The organism is Pseudomonas sp. ML2-2023-6 (assembly GCF_037055265.1).
Taxonomy (GTDB): Bacteria; Pseudomonadota; Gammaproteobacteria; order Pseudomonadales; family Pseudomonadaceae; genus Aquipseudomonas; species Aquipseudomonas kulmbachensis.
Genome location: NZ_CP146347.1, coordinates 1,541,454 through 1,555,089, shown reverse-complemented (window position 1 = coordinate 1,555,089; position 13,636 = coordinate 1,541,454). Strand labels below are relative to the sequence as shown.

The following is a 13,636-nucleotide window of genomic DNA, read 5'->3' as shown; positions in this document are numbered from 1 at the left end:
AGCGGCCTCAGTCGCTGAGCAAGCGACCTTGGCGAAGAAGGGTGCTGCCAGCAACTTTGGCCAGCCACAAACCGGGCTGGGCAAAGCGCAGGCGCTCGCGGGCATAGAGAATGCCATCCGTGTTGGCGCGCACCAGGCTGTGGCGGTCGGTGACCGGGTCGATCACTTCAAACAACGGGTCGCCTACCTTGACCCGAGCCCCCAACGGCTGGATAAAACTCACCACCCCAGGATGCGGCGCATAGGCGTACTGCGCTCCCGCAAACGGGGTCGCCTCGCAACAATTGGCCGGTGCGGGCGCCCAATCGCCATTGATCAGCCCCTGATCCGCGAGATAACCCAAAATGGCCTCGGCGCTCGCGGTACAGGGCTCGGCCTCGGTATCTGCCATGCCCCGCAGTTCAATAGTGGTCGCCACGCAGGCCAACGGAATATCGGCTTGGGGAAAGCGCTGCGCCAGACGCAACCAGGGGATCGCACAGGCTTCATCAAACGCGCTGCCACCCGCATCTTCAGCCAGCAATGCGACACGGGCGTGCAGGCGCGCAGCCAGCGACTGCAAGCGCGGCCAGTTATGCGGCATGGCGTACAGCAGCATGATCGACTCGAAGTCACAATGCAGGTCGAGCACTACATCGGCGTCACACGCATGACGCATTAACAGGCAGCGCAAGGCGTCCAGCTCCGATATCGGTGCAGGCAACTCATCCAGCACAGCGAGCATGGTGCTACGGATCAGCGCGATGTTTGCATCAGCATCGGAGCCTAAATGCCCCTCCAGACGCGCAACCACGGCGTCGGCCAACACCGGAAAGTCACGATTGAAATTCTTGCCACTGGAAAACTCGAAACGCCCCTGATGGGTGGCCTGGAACATCTGGCCAATACCGATGGGGTTGGCCATCGGCACCAGCTCGATCACCCCGTTCAGACGGCCCTGTTCTTCCAGTTCAAGCAGGCGGCGCTTGAGCTCCACGGCAACCCGCATTCCGGGCAATTCGTCTGCATGCAAAGCAGCCTGGATATAGGCCTTGCGCGGCCCTTGGCCAAAGCGAAACAACGACAAATGACGTTCTGTGCCCGAAGCTGTCCACGGCAAAAGGTACTTGATATGTTCCATAAATATTCCTTAGTGCTTGCGCGGTGCCAGATACGCCAACCAGCGGCGCTCGGCCAGCTTGAACAGACGGACCAGAATGAAAGTCAGGACCAGATAAAAAATCGCCGCCGTGATAAATGCCTCAAACGGCAGGTAGTACCGTGCACTGACCGTACGTGCCGCCCCGGTGATGTCGACCAGAGTGACAATCGACGCCAGGCTGGTGGTTTGCAGCATCATCAGCACTTCGTTGCTGTACTGCGGCAACACCCGGCGCAGGGCCGACGGCAAGAGAATCCGACGGAACAAAGTCGCGCGCGACATGCCCATGGCTTTACCGGCTTCGATCTCGCCATGGGGAGTGGATTTCAGGCTGCCCGCCAACAGCTCCGCGCTGTAGGCACTGGTATTGATCGCAAAGGCCAGGCACGCGCAAAAGGTGGCGCTGGAAAGGTATGGCCAGAGCACGCTTTGGCGTACCACCTCAAACTGCGCCAGGCCGAAATAGATCAAAAACAACTGCACCAGCATCGGCGTACCGCGAATCACGTAGGTGTAAAGCCAGGCCGGGAAGTTGATCAGGGGCGAGCGCGAAACCCGCATCAAGGCCAACGGAATCGCCAGCATCAGCCCGAAAAACAAGGAAATAAGCAGCACTTTCAGAGTCACCAGCGCACCACTGAAATACAGCGGCAGGTTTTCCCAGATCAGGTTGTAGTCAAGAATCATGAGGTGCTCCCAATCACAATTCGGCGGCTTTTATGCCAACCGAAAAGTGTTTTTCCAGATAGCGCAGTACCAGCAAAGACACGCTGGTCAGCATCAGATAAAGCACCGCCACCGCGAGAAAAAACGTAAACGGCTCATGGGTCGCGTCAGCTGCGTTCTTGGCCTTGAACATCATGTCCTGCAGGCCGATGACCGAAATCAGCGCAGTGGATTTGGTCAGCACCAGCCAGTTATTGGTAAACCCCGGCAGGGCGAGACGGATCATCTGCGGCACCAAAATTCGCCAGAACACCTGGGAGCGGCTCATGCCATACGCCATGCCCGCCTCGGCCTGACCCGCAGGGATGGCCATAAAGGCACCACGGAAGGTTTCCGACAGATAGGCACCAAAAATGAAGCCCATGGTGCAGACACCGGCAATGAAGGGATTGATATCGATATAGCCGGTGTAATCCAGTGCCAGGGCGATGCGGTTTATCAGGTCCTGGCCGCCGTAAAAGATCAGCAGGATCAGTACCAGATCGGGAATCCCGCGAATCACCGTGGTATAGCCCTCTCCCAGCCGCGCCAGCCATTTGACCGGTGACAGGCGAGAGGCCGCGCCAACCAGACCTAGGGCAACCGCCAGGGCCATGGATGTAAGGGCAAGGTTCACGGTCAGCCAGGCACCATCGAGAATGCTCGATCCGTAGCCGTGGAGCATGATGAAGTTCCTCAAGCGTGCGCCAAATCGAGCGCGAGACAAACCCGAACCGCCCCCGGAGCGGAGGCGGTGTAAGGGTTGCGGGTTTACTTAGCGTTGGCCGTAGATGTCGTACGTGAAGTACTTGGCCATGACTTGGTCGTACTTGCCATTGGCGCGGATCGCGTCAATCGCCGCACTCAAACGTGCGGCGTTGGCGGTATCGCCTTTGCGCACTGCAATACCGGCGCCGCGCCCGAAGTATTTGGGGTCGTTGATGTCCGGCCCCACCAGCGCGTAATCCTTGCCTGCCGGGGTTTTGATAAAGCTCTCATCGGTGTAGACGATGTCCGCGAGAGTGGCATCCAGACGGCCCGAGGCCAGATCAAGGAAGGCTTCATTCTGCGTGGAGTAACGCACTACCACGACGCCTGCCGGTTCCAGTTGCTCAGTGGCAAAACGGTCGTAAGTCGAAGAGCGCTGCACGCCAAGGCGTTTACCCTTGAGATCAACCTTGGGATCGGTGAGCACATTGCCCGCCTTCATCGCGAACTTGCCTGGGGTGTGATAGTACTTTTTGCTGAAGTCCACAGACTTGAGGCGATCTTCGGTAATCGACATCGAAGACAGCACCGCATCGACCTTGCGCACTTTCAACGAAGGGATCATGCCGTCGAATTCCTGGACGACCCAGGTGCACTTGGCCTTCATCTCTTCGCACAAGGCATTGCCTATGTCGTAGTCAAAACCGCTGATCTCGCCCGCTGGCGTTCTAAAGGAGAACGGCGGGTAGGCCGCCTCGATCCCGATACGCAGAGGAGCTTCTTCGGCGTGGGCCAAAAAGCTCACAGCGCAAAGTGCCAGTGCACCTAGAAGTTCTGTCTTGTTCAAATTATTGACTCCTGAAGGGGCGCCATCCGGGCTGGCTCGGTGGTTAAGACCGATGATTGTGTACGCCTATGATTGACACGTATTATTTCAGAAATCAACACAGTGAAAATAAATATATCAAAGACAGCCCGCACTCTTCCAACCTGTAGCCGCTGACGAGGTACGAGGCTTCGACAAGGTCCGCAGGACCTTCAAGCTGTCGGAGCCGCTTCGCAGCCTCGTACCTCGGCAGCGGCTAAAATTCTGCGCGCAGTTTGCAGGCTAAAATTTCACCCCCACCGTCAGTGCCACAAAATCGCGGTCACTGAGGGTGTTGTAGCGCCCGCCAAAGAAGTTGGTGTACGACAGGCTGCTGGTGTAGGTGCTCTGGTATTCGCCGTCCAGGCCCAGGGTGATGGCTTTGCGGCCTTCTTCGAAATTGGCATTGGGGCCCGGGGAATAACCACTGATGTCATGGGACCAACCCAGGTTGGGCTTGAGGTTCACACCGGGCAACACGCTGTTGTACTCCCACACGGCCCGACCCCGGTAACCCCAGGAAGTAGCCGTAGTGAAGCCGTCGTTGCCGTCGGAGCCGAATACCGGGTCGCGGCCATAACGCAGATCTGAAGGGCTATCCAGTCCGCCCACGTAAGTCACGCCCACTTCGCCGGTCACGGTCAGACGATCGGCCCCCATCGCGTTGTCAAAAACATGGGTGAGCGAGGTCTGGAACTGGGTAACTTCCTTGCGTCGATAGCCCTGAATGTCCGCGCCGGGAGTCACCGTCAGGGGCGATGCCTGGGCAAGACCGGGCAGCAGCGTGACATTGGCGTACAGCAAGTCGTTGCTGTTGAGCTGCACCGGAGCATTAGGACGGTAGCTCAGCTCGCCTTTCCAGGCCGTACCTGTGGATAAGGTCGTGGCAAAACTCAAGCCGTACAGGCGGATGTCTTCGGGGTACTCGACGTAGTAGCTGGAGTTGCCGGCGACGATCATCGGCGCCAACCCGCCCGAGCCTGCCGCCGCGCTATAGGCCGACTGCGGCGCAGCACCCGCACTGAGAATCGGGTCACGGCTGTGGTAATTCATGAAGTAGGCACCAAACTCGGTGTCCAGCGGCTCAAACACATAGTGCATGGCCACGCCAAACTGGCCGCTGTTGCGCGCATTGCGATCAGCGCCACGACGCACCAGCACGCCCTCCTCATTCACCTCGACACCCGCGCCGGTGAGCGCAGCGAGGTCCGCCACATCGAGTGCCGAGCGCTTGCTCATCACCCGGTAATTGCCGCTGCAACCGTCAGCCATCACGTCGGACCGGGAGAAAAACGTCCCGCAGTTGTCCGCCTCCGACTGCTCCCAATCCAGTTGATAAAAAGCATCGGCCAACAGGTTGTCGGTCAAGTTTTGCGAGATATAGAACAGGTTGACCGGCACCAGGCCGTCTTTGTACTCAGTGCCCGGCCGCCGATAGGCAGATGCATCGGTGGGGTTGATCGCATTGATCCCGCCACCGATAAACGCACTTTCGCCCCAACTGACTACTTGTTTGCCCAGGCGCACCGCACCGGGCTGATCGGCAATCGCGTAGTTGTGATAGACGAACGCATCCAGCAGTTGTGAGCCGGAAGATTGGGCACTGGCTTTGCGCCCACTATCGCTGATGGCCTTGAAGGGGCGACTGTCGTCTTGCAGCTCGAAGTCGTACCAGTATTTGCCGCGCACATACAGGCCGCTATCGCCGTACTTCAGCTCCAACGCGTGCATGCCGGTGAAAATTTTCGAGAAGGTTTCGCCGCGTTTGAAGTTGAGGCGACCATCGTCCGAGATTTCGGATTGCCCCTTGCCCCCGTTGTTCGCGCCAATCAGCTTGCTGTCGGCCTTGGCCGTGGACCAACTGGCACCGATGGACAACTCGGAATCGATCTGGCCCTCGACCGGGCCGACATTGAAGCTCACGCCCCAGGTGGGCGTCGAAGCGAGGCTGACTGCCAGCGCCAGTTTGGCTCGGCGCCAGAACCGGTTGACTGAGGACATCGATACTTCTCCGTGGGCACACTGCGATAAGCCCGCAAGGATGAAGCAAATCCAGATTTTGACAAGAACACCGCATCGCACAAACCTGTAGCCGCTGCCGAAGGCTGCGACAAGGGCCGCAGGACCTTCATATGGCGAGCGCTTCGCGCTCGATCGCAGCCTGCGGCAGCGGCTACAGGAGTCCGCTTCTTAGTGCATCTCGGTAAATGCCAACTTCACACCCAGCGCCACCAGGACCGCGCCCATGGTGCGATCAAACCAATGGCCCATGCGGGCAAAGCCTGTGCGTACGCGCTGATGGCTGAACAGCATGGCAACCATGCAAAACCACAGCCCGGTGGCGACCGCCAGGTACACACCGTAACCAGCCTGAATCGACAGCGGTGTATGCGGGTTGATGACCACGGTAAACAGCGACAGGAAAAACAGCGTCGCCTTGGGGTTCAAGCCATTGGTCACAAAACCCGAAGTGAACGCCCCGCGAGCCGTGCGCTCGCCCACCGGCAACGCGGCGGCCACTGCTGCCGGATCAGCCGGTTTGGCCCGCAGCGCCTTGAAGCCGATGTACAGCAGGTAAGCCGCTGCCAGCCATTTCAAAGCGTTAAACAGCACAATCGACTGCGACACAATGATCCCGATACCCAACAGCGAATAACCGACATGCACGAAAATCGCCGTGCCTACACCAAACGCGGTAAAGATCCCGGCGCGACGACCGTGGGTTACGCTCTCGCGCACCACCACGGCAAAATCGGGCCCGGGGCTGGCCACAGCCAGAAGGTGAATCAGGGCAACGGTCAAAAATTCTGTCCAGTACATGCACGGCTCCATTACAAATTGTTTCTTCTGTTAGGCTCGCCACATTACGCCTTCATTTCACAGCACAAAAGGTACAGTTGATGACTAACACTCAGCGCGCCGTATTCCTTGATTACACATCACTGGATCTGGGCGATCTCGACCTGGGCCCGCTGCGTCGAAACTTCGGCGACTTGCAGTTGTGGTCGGATACCACGCCCGCGAATGTGATCGAACGCCTGCAAGGTGCCAGTGTAGCCATCAGCAATAAAATTCTGCTCAACGCCCATACCCTCGCCGCCTGCCCGGATCTGAAACTGATTCTGGTGGCGGCTACCGGCACCAACAACGTAGATCTGGAAGCCGCTCGCGCCCAAGGGATCACCGTCGCCAACTGCCAGGGTTACGGCACGCCATCCGTGGCGCAACACACCCTGGGCCTGTTGCTGGCGCTGGCCACACGCCTGATCGACTATCAAAAAGCCGTCACTGAAGGTCAGTGGCAGCAAGCAAAACAGTTCTGTCTGCTGGACTTCCCGATTGTCGAGCTGGAGGGCAAAACCCTGGGCCTGTTCGGGCATGGCGAACTGGGCAGTGCAGTGGCGAAGCTAGCCGAAGCCTTCGGCATGCGCGTGCTGATCGGCCATATTCCAGGGCGTCCGGCGCGGGCTGACCGCATGCCATTGGACGAACTGCTGCCCCAGGTCGATGCCCTGACCTTTCACTGCCCGCTCAACGAACACACACGCAATTTCATCGGTGCTCGCGAGCTCGCGCTACTCAAGCCCGGAGCCTTTGTGGTCAACACTGCACGCGGTGGCATGATCGACGAGCAGGCTCTGGCCGACGCCTTGCGCAGCGGTCACCTGGGCGGCGCGGCGACCGACGTGCTGAGCGTCGAACCGCCCCGTGACGGCAACCCGCTGCTGGCAGCCGACATCCCGCGCCTGATCATTACCCCGCACAGCGCCTGGGGTAGCCGCGAGGCTCGTCAGCGGATCGTCGGCCAACTGGCGCAAAACGCCGAAGCGTTCTTCAACGGTACAGCGCTGCGAGTCGTCAGTTGATAGACTGCGCCCCTTTTTGAGGAGCAGATTATGGATCCGCGCAGTGAAGTACTGCTTCGTCAGCCTGAATACTTTCAAGGTTCGGTGCTGTTGGTCGGCTTGCCGGCTGACGAACTACTGAGTGAATTGCCCGATGCCCACGGCTGGTGCTGGCATGCCGGTGATCAGGCCGTGCTCGACGCTCGTTTTGAAGGACGCGTGCAGTTCGGTGTCGAAATTCCGCAACGGGCGTTTGACACCGCTGTGGTGTTTCTGCCCAAGTCCAAGGAGCTGAGTGACTACGTGCTCAAGGCGGTGGCCTCACGCCTGCCCGGCGCCGATGTATTTTTGGTCGGGGAAAAAAAGGGCGGCATTGAAGGCGCGTCCAAGCAACTGGTTCCGTTCGGCAAACCACGCAAGCTCGACAGCGCGCGCCATTGCCAACTGTGGCAAGTGACGGTGGATAACGCCCCGCAAGTGCCGGTACTGGAAGACCTCGCGCAACATTACGAACTGCCGCTGGCCGAAGGCCCGCTTAAAATCGTAAGCCTGCCAGGTGTATTCAGCCACGGTCGCCTGGATCGCGGCAGCGCCTTGCTGCTTGAACATCTGGACAAACTGCCCAGCGGCCACGTCCTGGACTTCGGCTGCGGCGCGGGCGTACTCGGTGCTGCGGTCAAGCGGCGTTACCCGCACAACACTGTGACCTTGCTCGATGTGGATGCCTTCGCCACTGCCAGTAGCCGTCTGACCCTTGCGGCCAACGGTCTGGAAGGCGAAGTGATTACCGGCAACGGTATCGACGCAGCACCTATGGGCCTGAACTCGATCCTGAGTAACCCGCCGTTCCATGTCGGGGTGCATACCGATTACAAGGCAACCGAGAACTTGCTGCAAAAAGCAGTGAAACATCTGAAATCTGGTGGCGAACTACGAATTGTGGCCAACAGCTTCTTGCGCTATCAACCGTTGATCGAAGAGCATTTTGGTGCCTGTGCGGTCAAGGCTGAAGGTCAGGGTTTTCGGATTTACAGTGCCAAGCGTCGTTGAGGTGATTGGCAAATAAGAGCTTGCCGGATCGGATTTGCCTAGGCAGAATCCGCTCCGTCCTAGGGGAGTAGTCTCCCTTGAGCTCCACGCTCATTCGGCATACGTCAACATACTTGGTCAACAGACCATGGCGTATGCGACCCAGGTGTCCGCACAGACGGACCGGGGTTTGACAAGACCTATGACACGAACACCTTACCCGGGGCGGGAAGGCTGTACGTGTCATAGCCGTGTCGACCCGCCCCTGGAAACCACCTGATGATGCTCGATTCCTTACTCGTTCCTACCGCAATCGTTGCCTTGGCCGAAATCGGCGACAAGACGCAGCTGCTCGCTCTCATTCTCGCCGCACGCTTTCGCAAACCCTGGCCGATTATCGCCGGTATCGTGGTCGCAACCCTGGCCAACCATGCCGCAGCCGGTGCCGTGGGCGCCTGGTTCAGTACCTTCTTCAGCGATGCAATGCTGCACTGGATCCTCGCCGCGAGCTTTACCGCTACCGCGTTGTGGACCCTGGTGCCCGACAAGATGGACGACGACGAAGCCAGCACTGCCCGCAAGTACGGGCCGTTCGTCACCACTCTGATCACGTTTTTCATTGCCGAAATCGGCGACAAGACCCAGGTTGCGACCGTGATGCTCGCCGCGCAATACCCGGACTTGTGGCTGGTCATTATCGGCACCACCCTGGGCATGCTGATTGCCAACGTGCCGGTGGTATTGGCGGGTAACTTTGCGGCCGACAAATTGCCGCTGACCTTGATCCGCCGTCTTGCAGCCACCGCATTCGTGGTACTGGCCGTCGTGGCGGTGTACAAGGCGATGGCGATCAGCGGCTGGGTTTAAAAGCGCCCTCACCCTAACCCTCCGGGAGAGAGTTGGGGTGAGGCCCTGGCCGTTACTGGGTTTTCGGTGCCTGCTGATACAGCGGCATCACCTTCGGGATTGCCGCTTGCAGGGCTGCAATCCGGCTGCTGGAAGCCGGGTGAGTGCTCATGAATTCAGGCGGCGCGTTCTGTGATTGCTGGGCCATTTTCTGCCACAGGGTGATCGCCGCATTCGGGTTGTAACCCGCACGGGCAGCAAGCTCCAGGCCGATCAGGTCCGCTTCGTTTTCATTGCTGCGGCTGTTGGGCAAGGTCAGGCTGTAGTTCACCACGGTATCGGCCAGCCCCATGCTGTCCTGCCCCAAACCCAGCAAGGCACCAGCTCCCTGCTTGGCGATCTCGATGCCATAGGCCTTGGACATGGACTCACGCCCGTGCTCACGCAAGGCGTGGGCGATTTCATGGCCCATGATCGCGGCGATTTCGTCGTCGCTGAGCTTCAGCTGATCAATGATCCCGCTGTAAAAGATGATCTTGCCGCCTGGGCCGCAGTTGGCGTTGAGCTCGTCACTCTTGATCAGATTGACTTCCCAATTCCATTGCGCGGCATCCGGGCGAAAGGCCGGGGCCTGGGCAATCAGTCGGTTGGCGATCGCCTGCAAGCGCTTGGCGTTAGCACTGGTTTTGTCCAGCGCGCCCTTGGTGCTCGCTTCGCTGACAGTCTGCTGATACGACTGCGCATACATTTGGTCAACCTGCTGGCTCGACAGCATGCTGAACATGTACTGCTTGCGCTCAACACCGACCGCGCCGCCATTGGTGGTATTCACCGCCTGGCAACCACCCAGCAACAACCCGGCGCCCACTGCGCACACTACCGCTAACTTACCCATCAAAGATCTCCATAAAGATGGTGCGCATCGTATCTCAACCCGGCGTCAGGCACTCGGGCGCATTGAGCTTGGGATCGTTGACCAGATTGGCCAACGGCCGTTCGCGCAATGGCGTCTGCGGGCTGGCAAGCAGCGCCTGCAAAACATGCAAGGGGGTTTCGGGGTCAAGCCAGGCCTGCTGGCCCGCTTCGTCCAGAATCAATGGCCGGCGCTGACTGGCGGCGGCCTGGGTGATCACCGCAGTACTCAGCCACACATGCCCTTCGACGGGATAAGCCTCCCAGATACCGGCAAAAAACAGCGAAGAACCCTCGCCCGGCGTCAGCCAATAGGGACGTTTGCGGGTAGTGCCGCGCCATTCGTAAAAACCGTTGGCCGGGATCAGGCAACGCCGTTGGCGCAAGGCATCGCGAAACATCGGTTGTTCGGCCACGGTTTCGGCCCGGGCATGGGCGGGGGTTCGCGACAGGTCGGTCAGCCAGGCCGGGGTCAAGCCCCAGCGCGCCCGTGCCAGCTCACGTTGGCCAGGTTCTGCACCGGCACGCAGGATCAATACCGAGTCATTGGGCGAGATATTCCACTGGGCCTGCTGATCTGCCGGAAAACCGGGCAAGGCTGCAAACGCAGGATTCCAACGAAACAGGGCAAAACGTCCACACATGGGGCTGCACAACTCTTATCTATATAGCAGTGAAAAAACCGTCTACGGCTTCAGCAGACCAGTACATCAGGGAAGCTCTCAGGCTCATCGCCCGCCACCGGTGACGCGGCATTGTACGCATCGATCAACTCGCGCGCGTATTGCGCCTGATCATCAGCCACGGCCAGCCCCAACAAACCCAACGCTGGCAGCTCACCGGTGCCGCCAATCAAATCTCGCCCCTGAAGACATGCGCCAATACCTTCACTGGCGAGCATGCCCAGCAACAGCTCGGCTTCCATCAGGTTTTGCGGTTCATAGATGCGCTGCATGGCAATCACCTGCTACTCGTTCTCGCTGTGTACATCGAGCATCCACTCCTGACCATCGGTCTGAAGATGGAAAACAATCGGTCGGCAACACACAGGACAATCCTCTATGTAGCTTTGATCACCACCCGAGAGGTCGAGCACAGCTTCTGCCGGCTCGCCGCAATAGGGGCACTCATAGCGTTCAGTTTCAAGCATCGCGGTCTCCATAGTGACTTGTGCGTATAATCGCCTGTCTATTAGCAGGGCCATTTTTTGCCCTGCCCTGCGTACCAACCCTAGCCGTTTCCAACAAGAGAGCATGATGGGCCAATTCGATACCATCCGACCTTACGACGACGCCGAAGTCCCAGCAGTGCTGGCCCGACTGCTCAGCGACAAGGCGTTTCTAGATATCCTGACCCACTTTCGCTTTCCGCGCCTGGCAGGCGCGTTTGGCTGGCTGTTAAAACCTCTTATAGCTCATCGCCTGCGTAAAGAGTTCGCGAGTGTAAATTCGGTCGCATCCCTGCAGGACAAGGTCGAGGTTTACGTCGACCGCACCATTGAGCATGCCACTGACGGCGTGACCTACACCGGCGTTGAACAGTTGAAATCCGGCAGCGCCTATCTGTTTTTGGCCAACCACCGCGATATCGTGATGGACCCGGCTTTCGTCAACTATGCGGTGTATCACGCGGGCCTGCCGACGCCACGCATCGCCATTGGCGACAACCTGCTGCAAAAACCCTTTGTCAGCGATCTGATGCGCCTGAACAAGAGCTTTATCGTGCACCGCTCGATTACCGGACGGCGTGAGAAGCTCGCGGCCTATCAACTGCTGTCGGCGTATATCAATCACTCGATCCGCAACGACTGCCAATCGATCTGGATCGCCCAGGCCGAAGGTCGGGCCAAGGACGGTGATGACCGCACCGATTCGGCGATCCTGAAAATGTTTCACATGAGCCGTAAAGACGAGCCGTTCGCCGAAGTCATTCAGTCATTGAACCTGACCCCGGTATCGATCAGCTACGAATACGACCCCTGCGACCAGGCCAAGGCTCGCGAGCTGTACATCCGCGCCACCACGGGCACCTACAGCAAGATACCGGGCGAAGACGACACCAGCATCGCCAACGGCATCACCGGCTACAAAGGCCGCGTACACGTGAACTTTGCTGCGCCCATCACCACACCTTTCGAGGACAGCAAGTTGCTGGCCGCCGAAATGGATCGCCATATCCTCAGCGGCTACCGCCTGTTCCCGGCGCATTACCTCGCGTATGCACAGTGGAGCGATGCCGATCCCGAGCTGCAAGTGCCCAAGGCCACCGAGGTATTCGGTGCCGAAGAACTGGCCAAGGCCAAGCAGGAATGGCAACGCCGTCTGGACGCCTGCCCGGTCGAGCACCGCCCGTACCTGGTGCTGCAATATGCGATGCCGGTGCGTAACCAGTATCGGATCAAGGCCGGGTTGGCGCTGTAACCTCACGCGTAGCAGCTGCCGCAGGCTGCGTCCGGCGGCGCAGCCGTCGCAGAATCAGAAACCGCGATCTTTCAGACAACTCGCGGTTTCAGGTTTACGATCGCTTCGCAATCGGACGTAGCCTTCGGCAACTGCTACAAGAGCATCACCTCTGTTAATTTCTGCTGTAACCGTATCGTCATGTAGAGAGGTCACTCTGTGGCCCCTCGACACCGACACGGAGCTTGTCATGCTGCACGCAGAGAACCAGGATCGCCTTTACCTGATCGCCCCCAGCGACGAACAGCAGGCACTGATCGAAGGCCTGGCCTTTAACGTTCAGGACCACCACTGGCTGGTTTACTGCGCTTTGAGCGGCCACACCCATGCCGACTTGCCCGAGCTGGACTTGCTCACCGGCGTCAGCCGCCTGGAGCTGTATGCCGAAGCGGCCTGAAGCGTCCAAACAAAAAAAAGCCCGAACTCAGTAAGTTCGGGCTTTTTTGTTTGTCCGCGATTACTCGCCGAGCAAACGACCCACCGATGGGTCCTGGAACACACGGGTCAGCGCATCACTCAGTACATCGCTCACCAACTTGGTGTTGGTTTCCTGATTCGGCGCCATGCCGAAGCGTTGATCCAGCGACGCTCCATAACGACCGCTGTAAGTACGGCCACCGTTCTTCACATCAGAACGAAAGGTCGCACCGATTGTGGCTTCGGTCACGTACATGGTGTCTTTGGGCGATTGATATTTCAGCTCGGCCAGAGTCACGGTCAGGGTTGGCGCGTTCATCGCATTGGATGTCGGCGTGTAGCCCAGCAACCGCACAGCCGCTTCAGCCTGGGCTTGCAGTTTAGGGATCACATCAGCACTGCTGACGCTGATCGCGCTGGTCTCGGGGTACATGCCACCACGGGTGCCCAGGGTTGGCGAAGGACGACCGTCCACGACCCGCACCACGACCGGCTGGCCACGACCCACTGGCGCAAGCTGGGTGGTCAGTTTGGGTTGCGGGCTAAGTTGTTGCGGGCTGTGGGCGCAGCCGACCAGAGTCAAACTGGTCACAGTAATCAAACCGAACAACAGGCGTTGCAACATGCTCATCTCTCCAGGACTGGGTAAAACAGACCGTCAGTATAGGGTGCTGTGCGCCTGCGAACTAGCCGCTTGCTGTCACCACTC

General features: G+C 59.0%; 16 protein-coding genes and 1 riboswitch. Of the genes, 5 read left to right on the top strand and 11 right to left on the bottom strand.

The features are described from left to right. Window positions 1-7: 7 nt before the first annotated feature. The 6 genes from V6L79_RS07185 to V6L79_RS07160 form a co-directional block, all read right to left on the bottom strand. A complete protein-coding gene (locus V6L79_RS07185; protein WP_321835840.1) occupies window positions 8-1,120 on the bottom strand; it encodes a succinylglutamate desuccinylase/aspartoacylase family protein in 1,113 nt (370 codons plus the stop codon). Between the two features lie 9 nt (window positions 1,121-1,129). Continuing rightward, a complete protein-coding gene (locus V6L79_RS07180; RefSeq protein WP_261740983.1) occupies window positions 1,130-1,828 on the bottom strand; it encodes an ABC transporter permease in 699 nt (232 codons plus the stop codon). Window positions 1,829-1,841: 13 nt separating this feature from the next. Next, window positions 1,842-2,531, bottom strand: a complete 690-nt coding sequence (locus tag V6L79_RS07175) for an ABC transporter permease (RefSeq protein ID WP_338580000.1) — start codon at window positions 2,529-2,531, stop codon at window positions 1,842-1,844. Window positions 2,532-2,621: 90 nt separating this feature from the next. Further along, on the bottom strand, window positions 2,622-3,401 hold the full coding sequence (locus V6L79_RS07170) for an ABC transporter substrate-binding protein (protein ID WP_261740981.1): 780 nt from the start codon (window positions 3,399-3,401) through the stop codon (window positions 2,622-2,624). Between the two features lie 261 nt (window positions 3,402-3,662). Next, the gene (locus V6L79_RS07165) at window positions 3,663-5,420 is read right to left on the bottom strand and encodes a DUF1302 domain-containing protein (RefSeq protein ID WP_338579999.1); all 1,758 of its coding nucleotides are present in this window, start codon (window positions 5,418-5,420) and stop codon (window positions 3,663-3,665) included. Window positions 5,421-5,609: 189 nt separating this feature from the next. After that, window positions 5,610-6,239, bottom strand: a complete 630-nt coding sequence (locus V6L79_RS07160) for a LysE family translocator (RefSeq protein ID WP_261740979.1) — start codon at window positions 6,237-6,239, stop codon at window positions 5,610-5,612. 80 nt (window positions 6,240-6,319) lie between these two features. Here V6L79_RS07160 and V6L79_RS07155 point away from each other — a divergent pair, with 80 nt between their 5' ends. The 3 genes from V6L79_RS07155 to V6L79_RS07145 all read left to right on the top strand — a co-directional run bounded on the left by V6L79_RS07155 (window position 6,320) and on the right by V6L79_RS07145 (window position 9,160). Next, complete coding sequence (locus V6L79_RS07155; protein WP_338579998.1) at window positions 6,320-7,285, top strand: 2-hydroxyacid dehydrogenase; 966 nt, start codon at window positions 6,320-6,322, stop codon at window positions 7,283-7,285. Window positions 7,286-7,315: 30 nt separating this feature from the next. After that, window positions 7,316-8,314, top strand: a complete 999-nt coding sequence (locus tag V6L79_RS07150; protein WP_261740977.1) for a class I SAM-dependent methyltransferase — start codon at window positions 7,316-7,318, stop codon at window positions 8,312-8,314. A 50-nt stretch (window positions 8,315-8,364) separates the two neighbouring features. Further along, a riboswitch (yybP-ykoY riboswitch) is annotated at window positions 8,365-8,484 on the top strand. A gap of 91 nt (window positions 8,485-8,575) precedes the next feature. After that, the gene (locus tag V6L79_RS07145; RefSeq protein WP_261742369.1) at window positions 8,576-9,160 is read left to right on the top strand and encodes a TMEM165/GDT1 family protein; all 585 of its coding nucleotides are present in this window, start codon (window positions 8,576-8,578) and stop codon (window positions 9,158-9,160) included. Window positions 9,161-9,212: 52 nt separating this feature from the next. Here the strand turns inward: V6L79_RS07145 and V6L79_RS07140 are convergent, their stop codons facing one another. The 4 genes from V6L79_RS07140 to V6L79_RS07125 are packed head-to-tail and all read right to left on the bottom strand — an operon-like array spanning window position 9,213 to window position 11,201. Beyond that, entirely contained in the window at window positions 9,213-10,034 is an 822-nt protein-coding gene (locus tag V6L79_RS07140) for a M48 family metallopeptidase (protein ID WP_261740976.1), read from the bottom strand. A 34-nt stretch (window positions 10,035-10,068) separates the two neighbouring features. Beyond that, entirely contained in the window at window positions 10,069-10,695 is a 627-nt protein-coding gene (locus V6L79_RS07135; RefSeq protein WP_261740975.1) for an SOS response-associated peptidase, read from the bottom strand. A gap of 50 nt (window positions 10,696-10,745) precedes the next feature. After that, window positions 10,746-11,006 carry a putative signal transducing protein gene (locus V6L79_RS07130; RefSeq protein ID WP_261740974.1) on the bottom strand — a complete coding sequence of 87 codons (261 nt, stop codon included), beginning with the start codon at window positions 11,004-11,006 and terminating at the stop codon, window positions 10,746-10,748. 12 nt (window positions 11,007-11,018) lie between these two features. Next, window positions 11,019-11,201 carry a CPXCG motif-containing cysteine-rich protein gene (locus tag V6L79_RS07125; RefSeq protein ID WP_261740973.1) on the bottom strand — a complete coding sequence of 61 codons (183 nt, stop codon included), beginning with the start codon at window positions 11,199-11,201 and terminating at the stop codon, window positions 11,019-11,021. 103 nt (window positions 11,202-11,304) lie between these two features. On the opposite strand from V6L79_RS07125, the gene V6L79_RS07120 reads away from it, so the two are divergent. Continuing rightward, a complete protein-coding gene (locus tag V6L79_RS07120; RefSeq protein ID WP_261740972.1) occupies window positions 11,305-12,471 on the top strand; it encodes a 1-acyl-sn-glycerol-3-phosphate acyltransferase in 1,167 nt (388 codons plus the stop codon). A 229-nt stretch (window positions 12,472-12,700) separates the two neighbouring features. Beyond that, window positions 12,701-12,907 carry a hypothetical protein gene (locus tag V6L79_RS07115; RefSeq protein WP_048359204.1) on the top strand — a complete coding sequence of 69 codons (207 nt, stop codon included), beginning with the start codon at window positions 12,701-12,703 and terminating at the stop codon, window positions 12,905-12,907. 60 nt (window positions 12,908-12,967) lie between these two features. Here the strand turns inward: V6L79_RS07115 and V6L79_RS07110 are convergent, their stop codons facing one another. After that, the gene (locus V6L79_RS07110; protein WP_261740971.1) at window positions 12,968-13,552 is read right to left on the bottom strand and encodes a YajG family lipoprotein; all 585 of its coding nucleotides are present in this window, start codon (window positions 13,550-13,552) and stop codon (window positions 12,968-12,970) included. Window positions 13,553-13,636 lie beyond the last annotated feature (84 nt).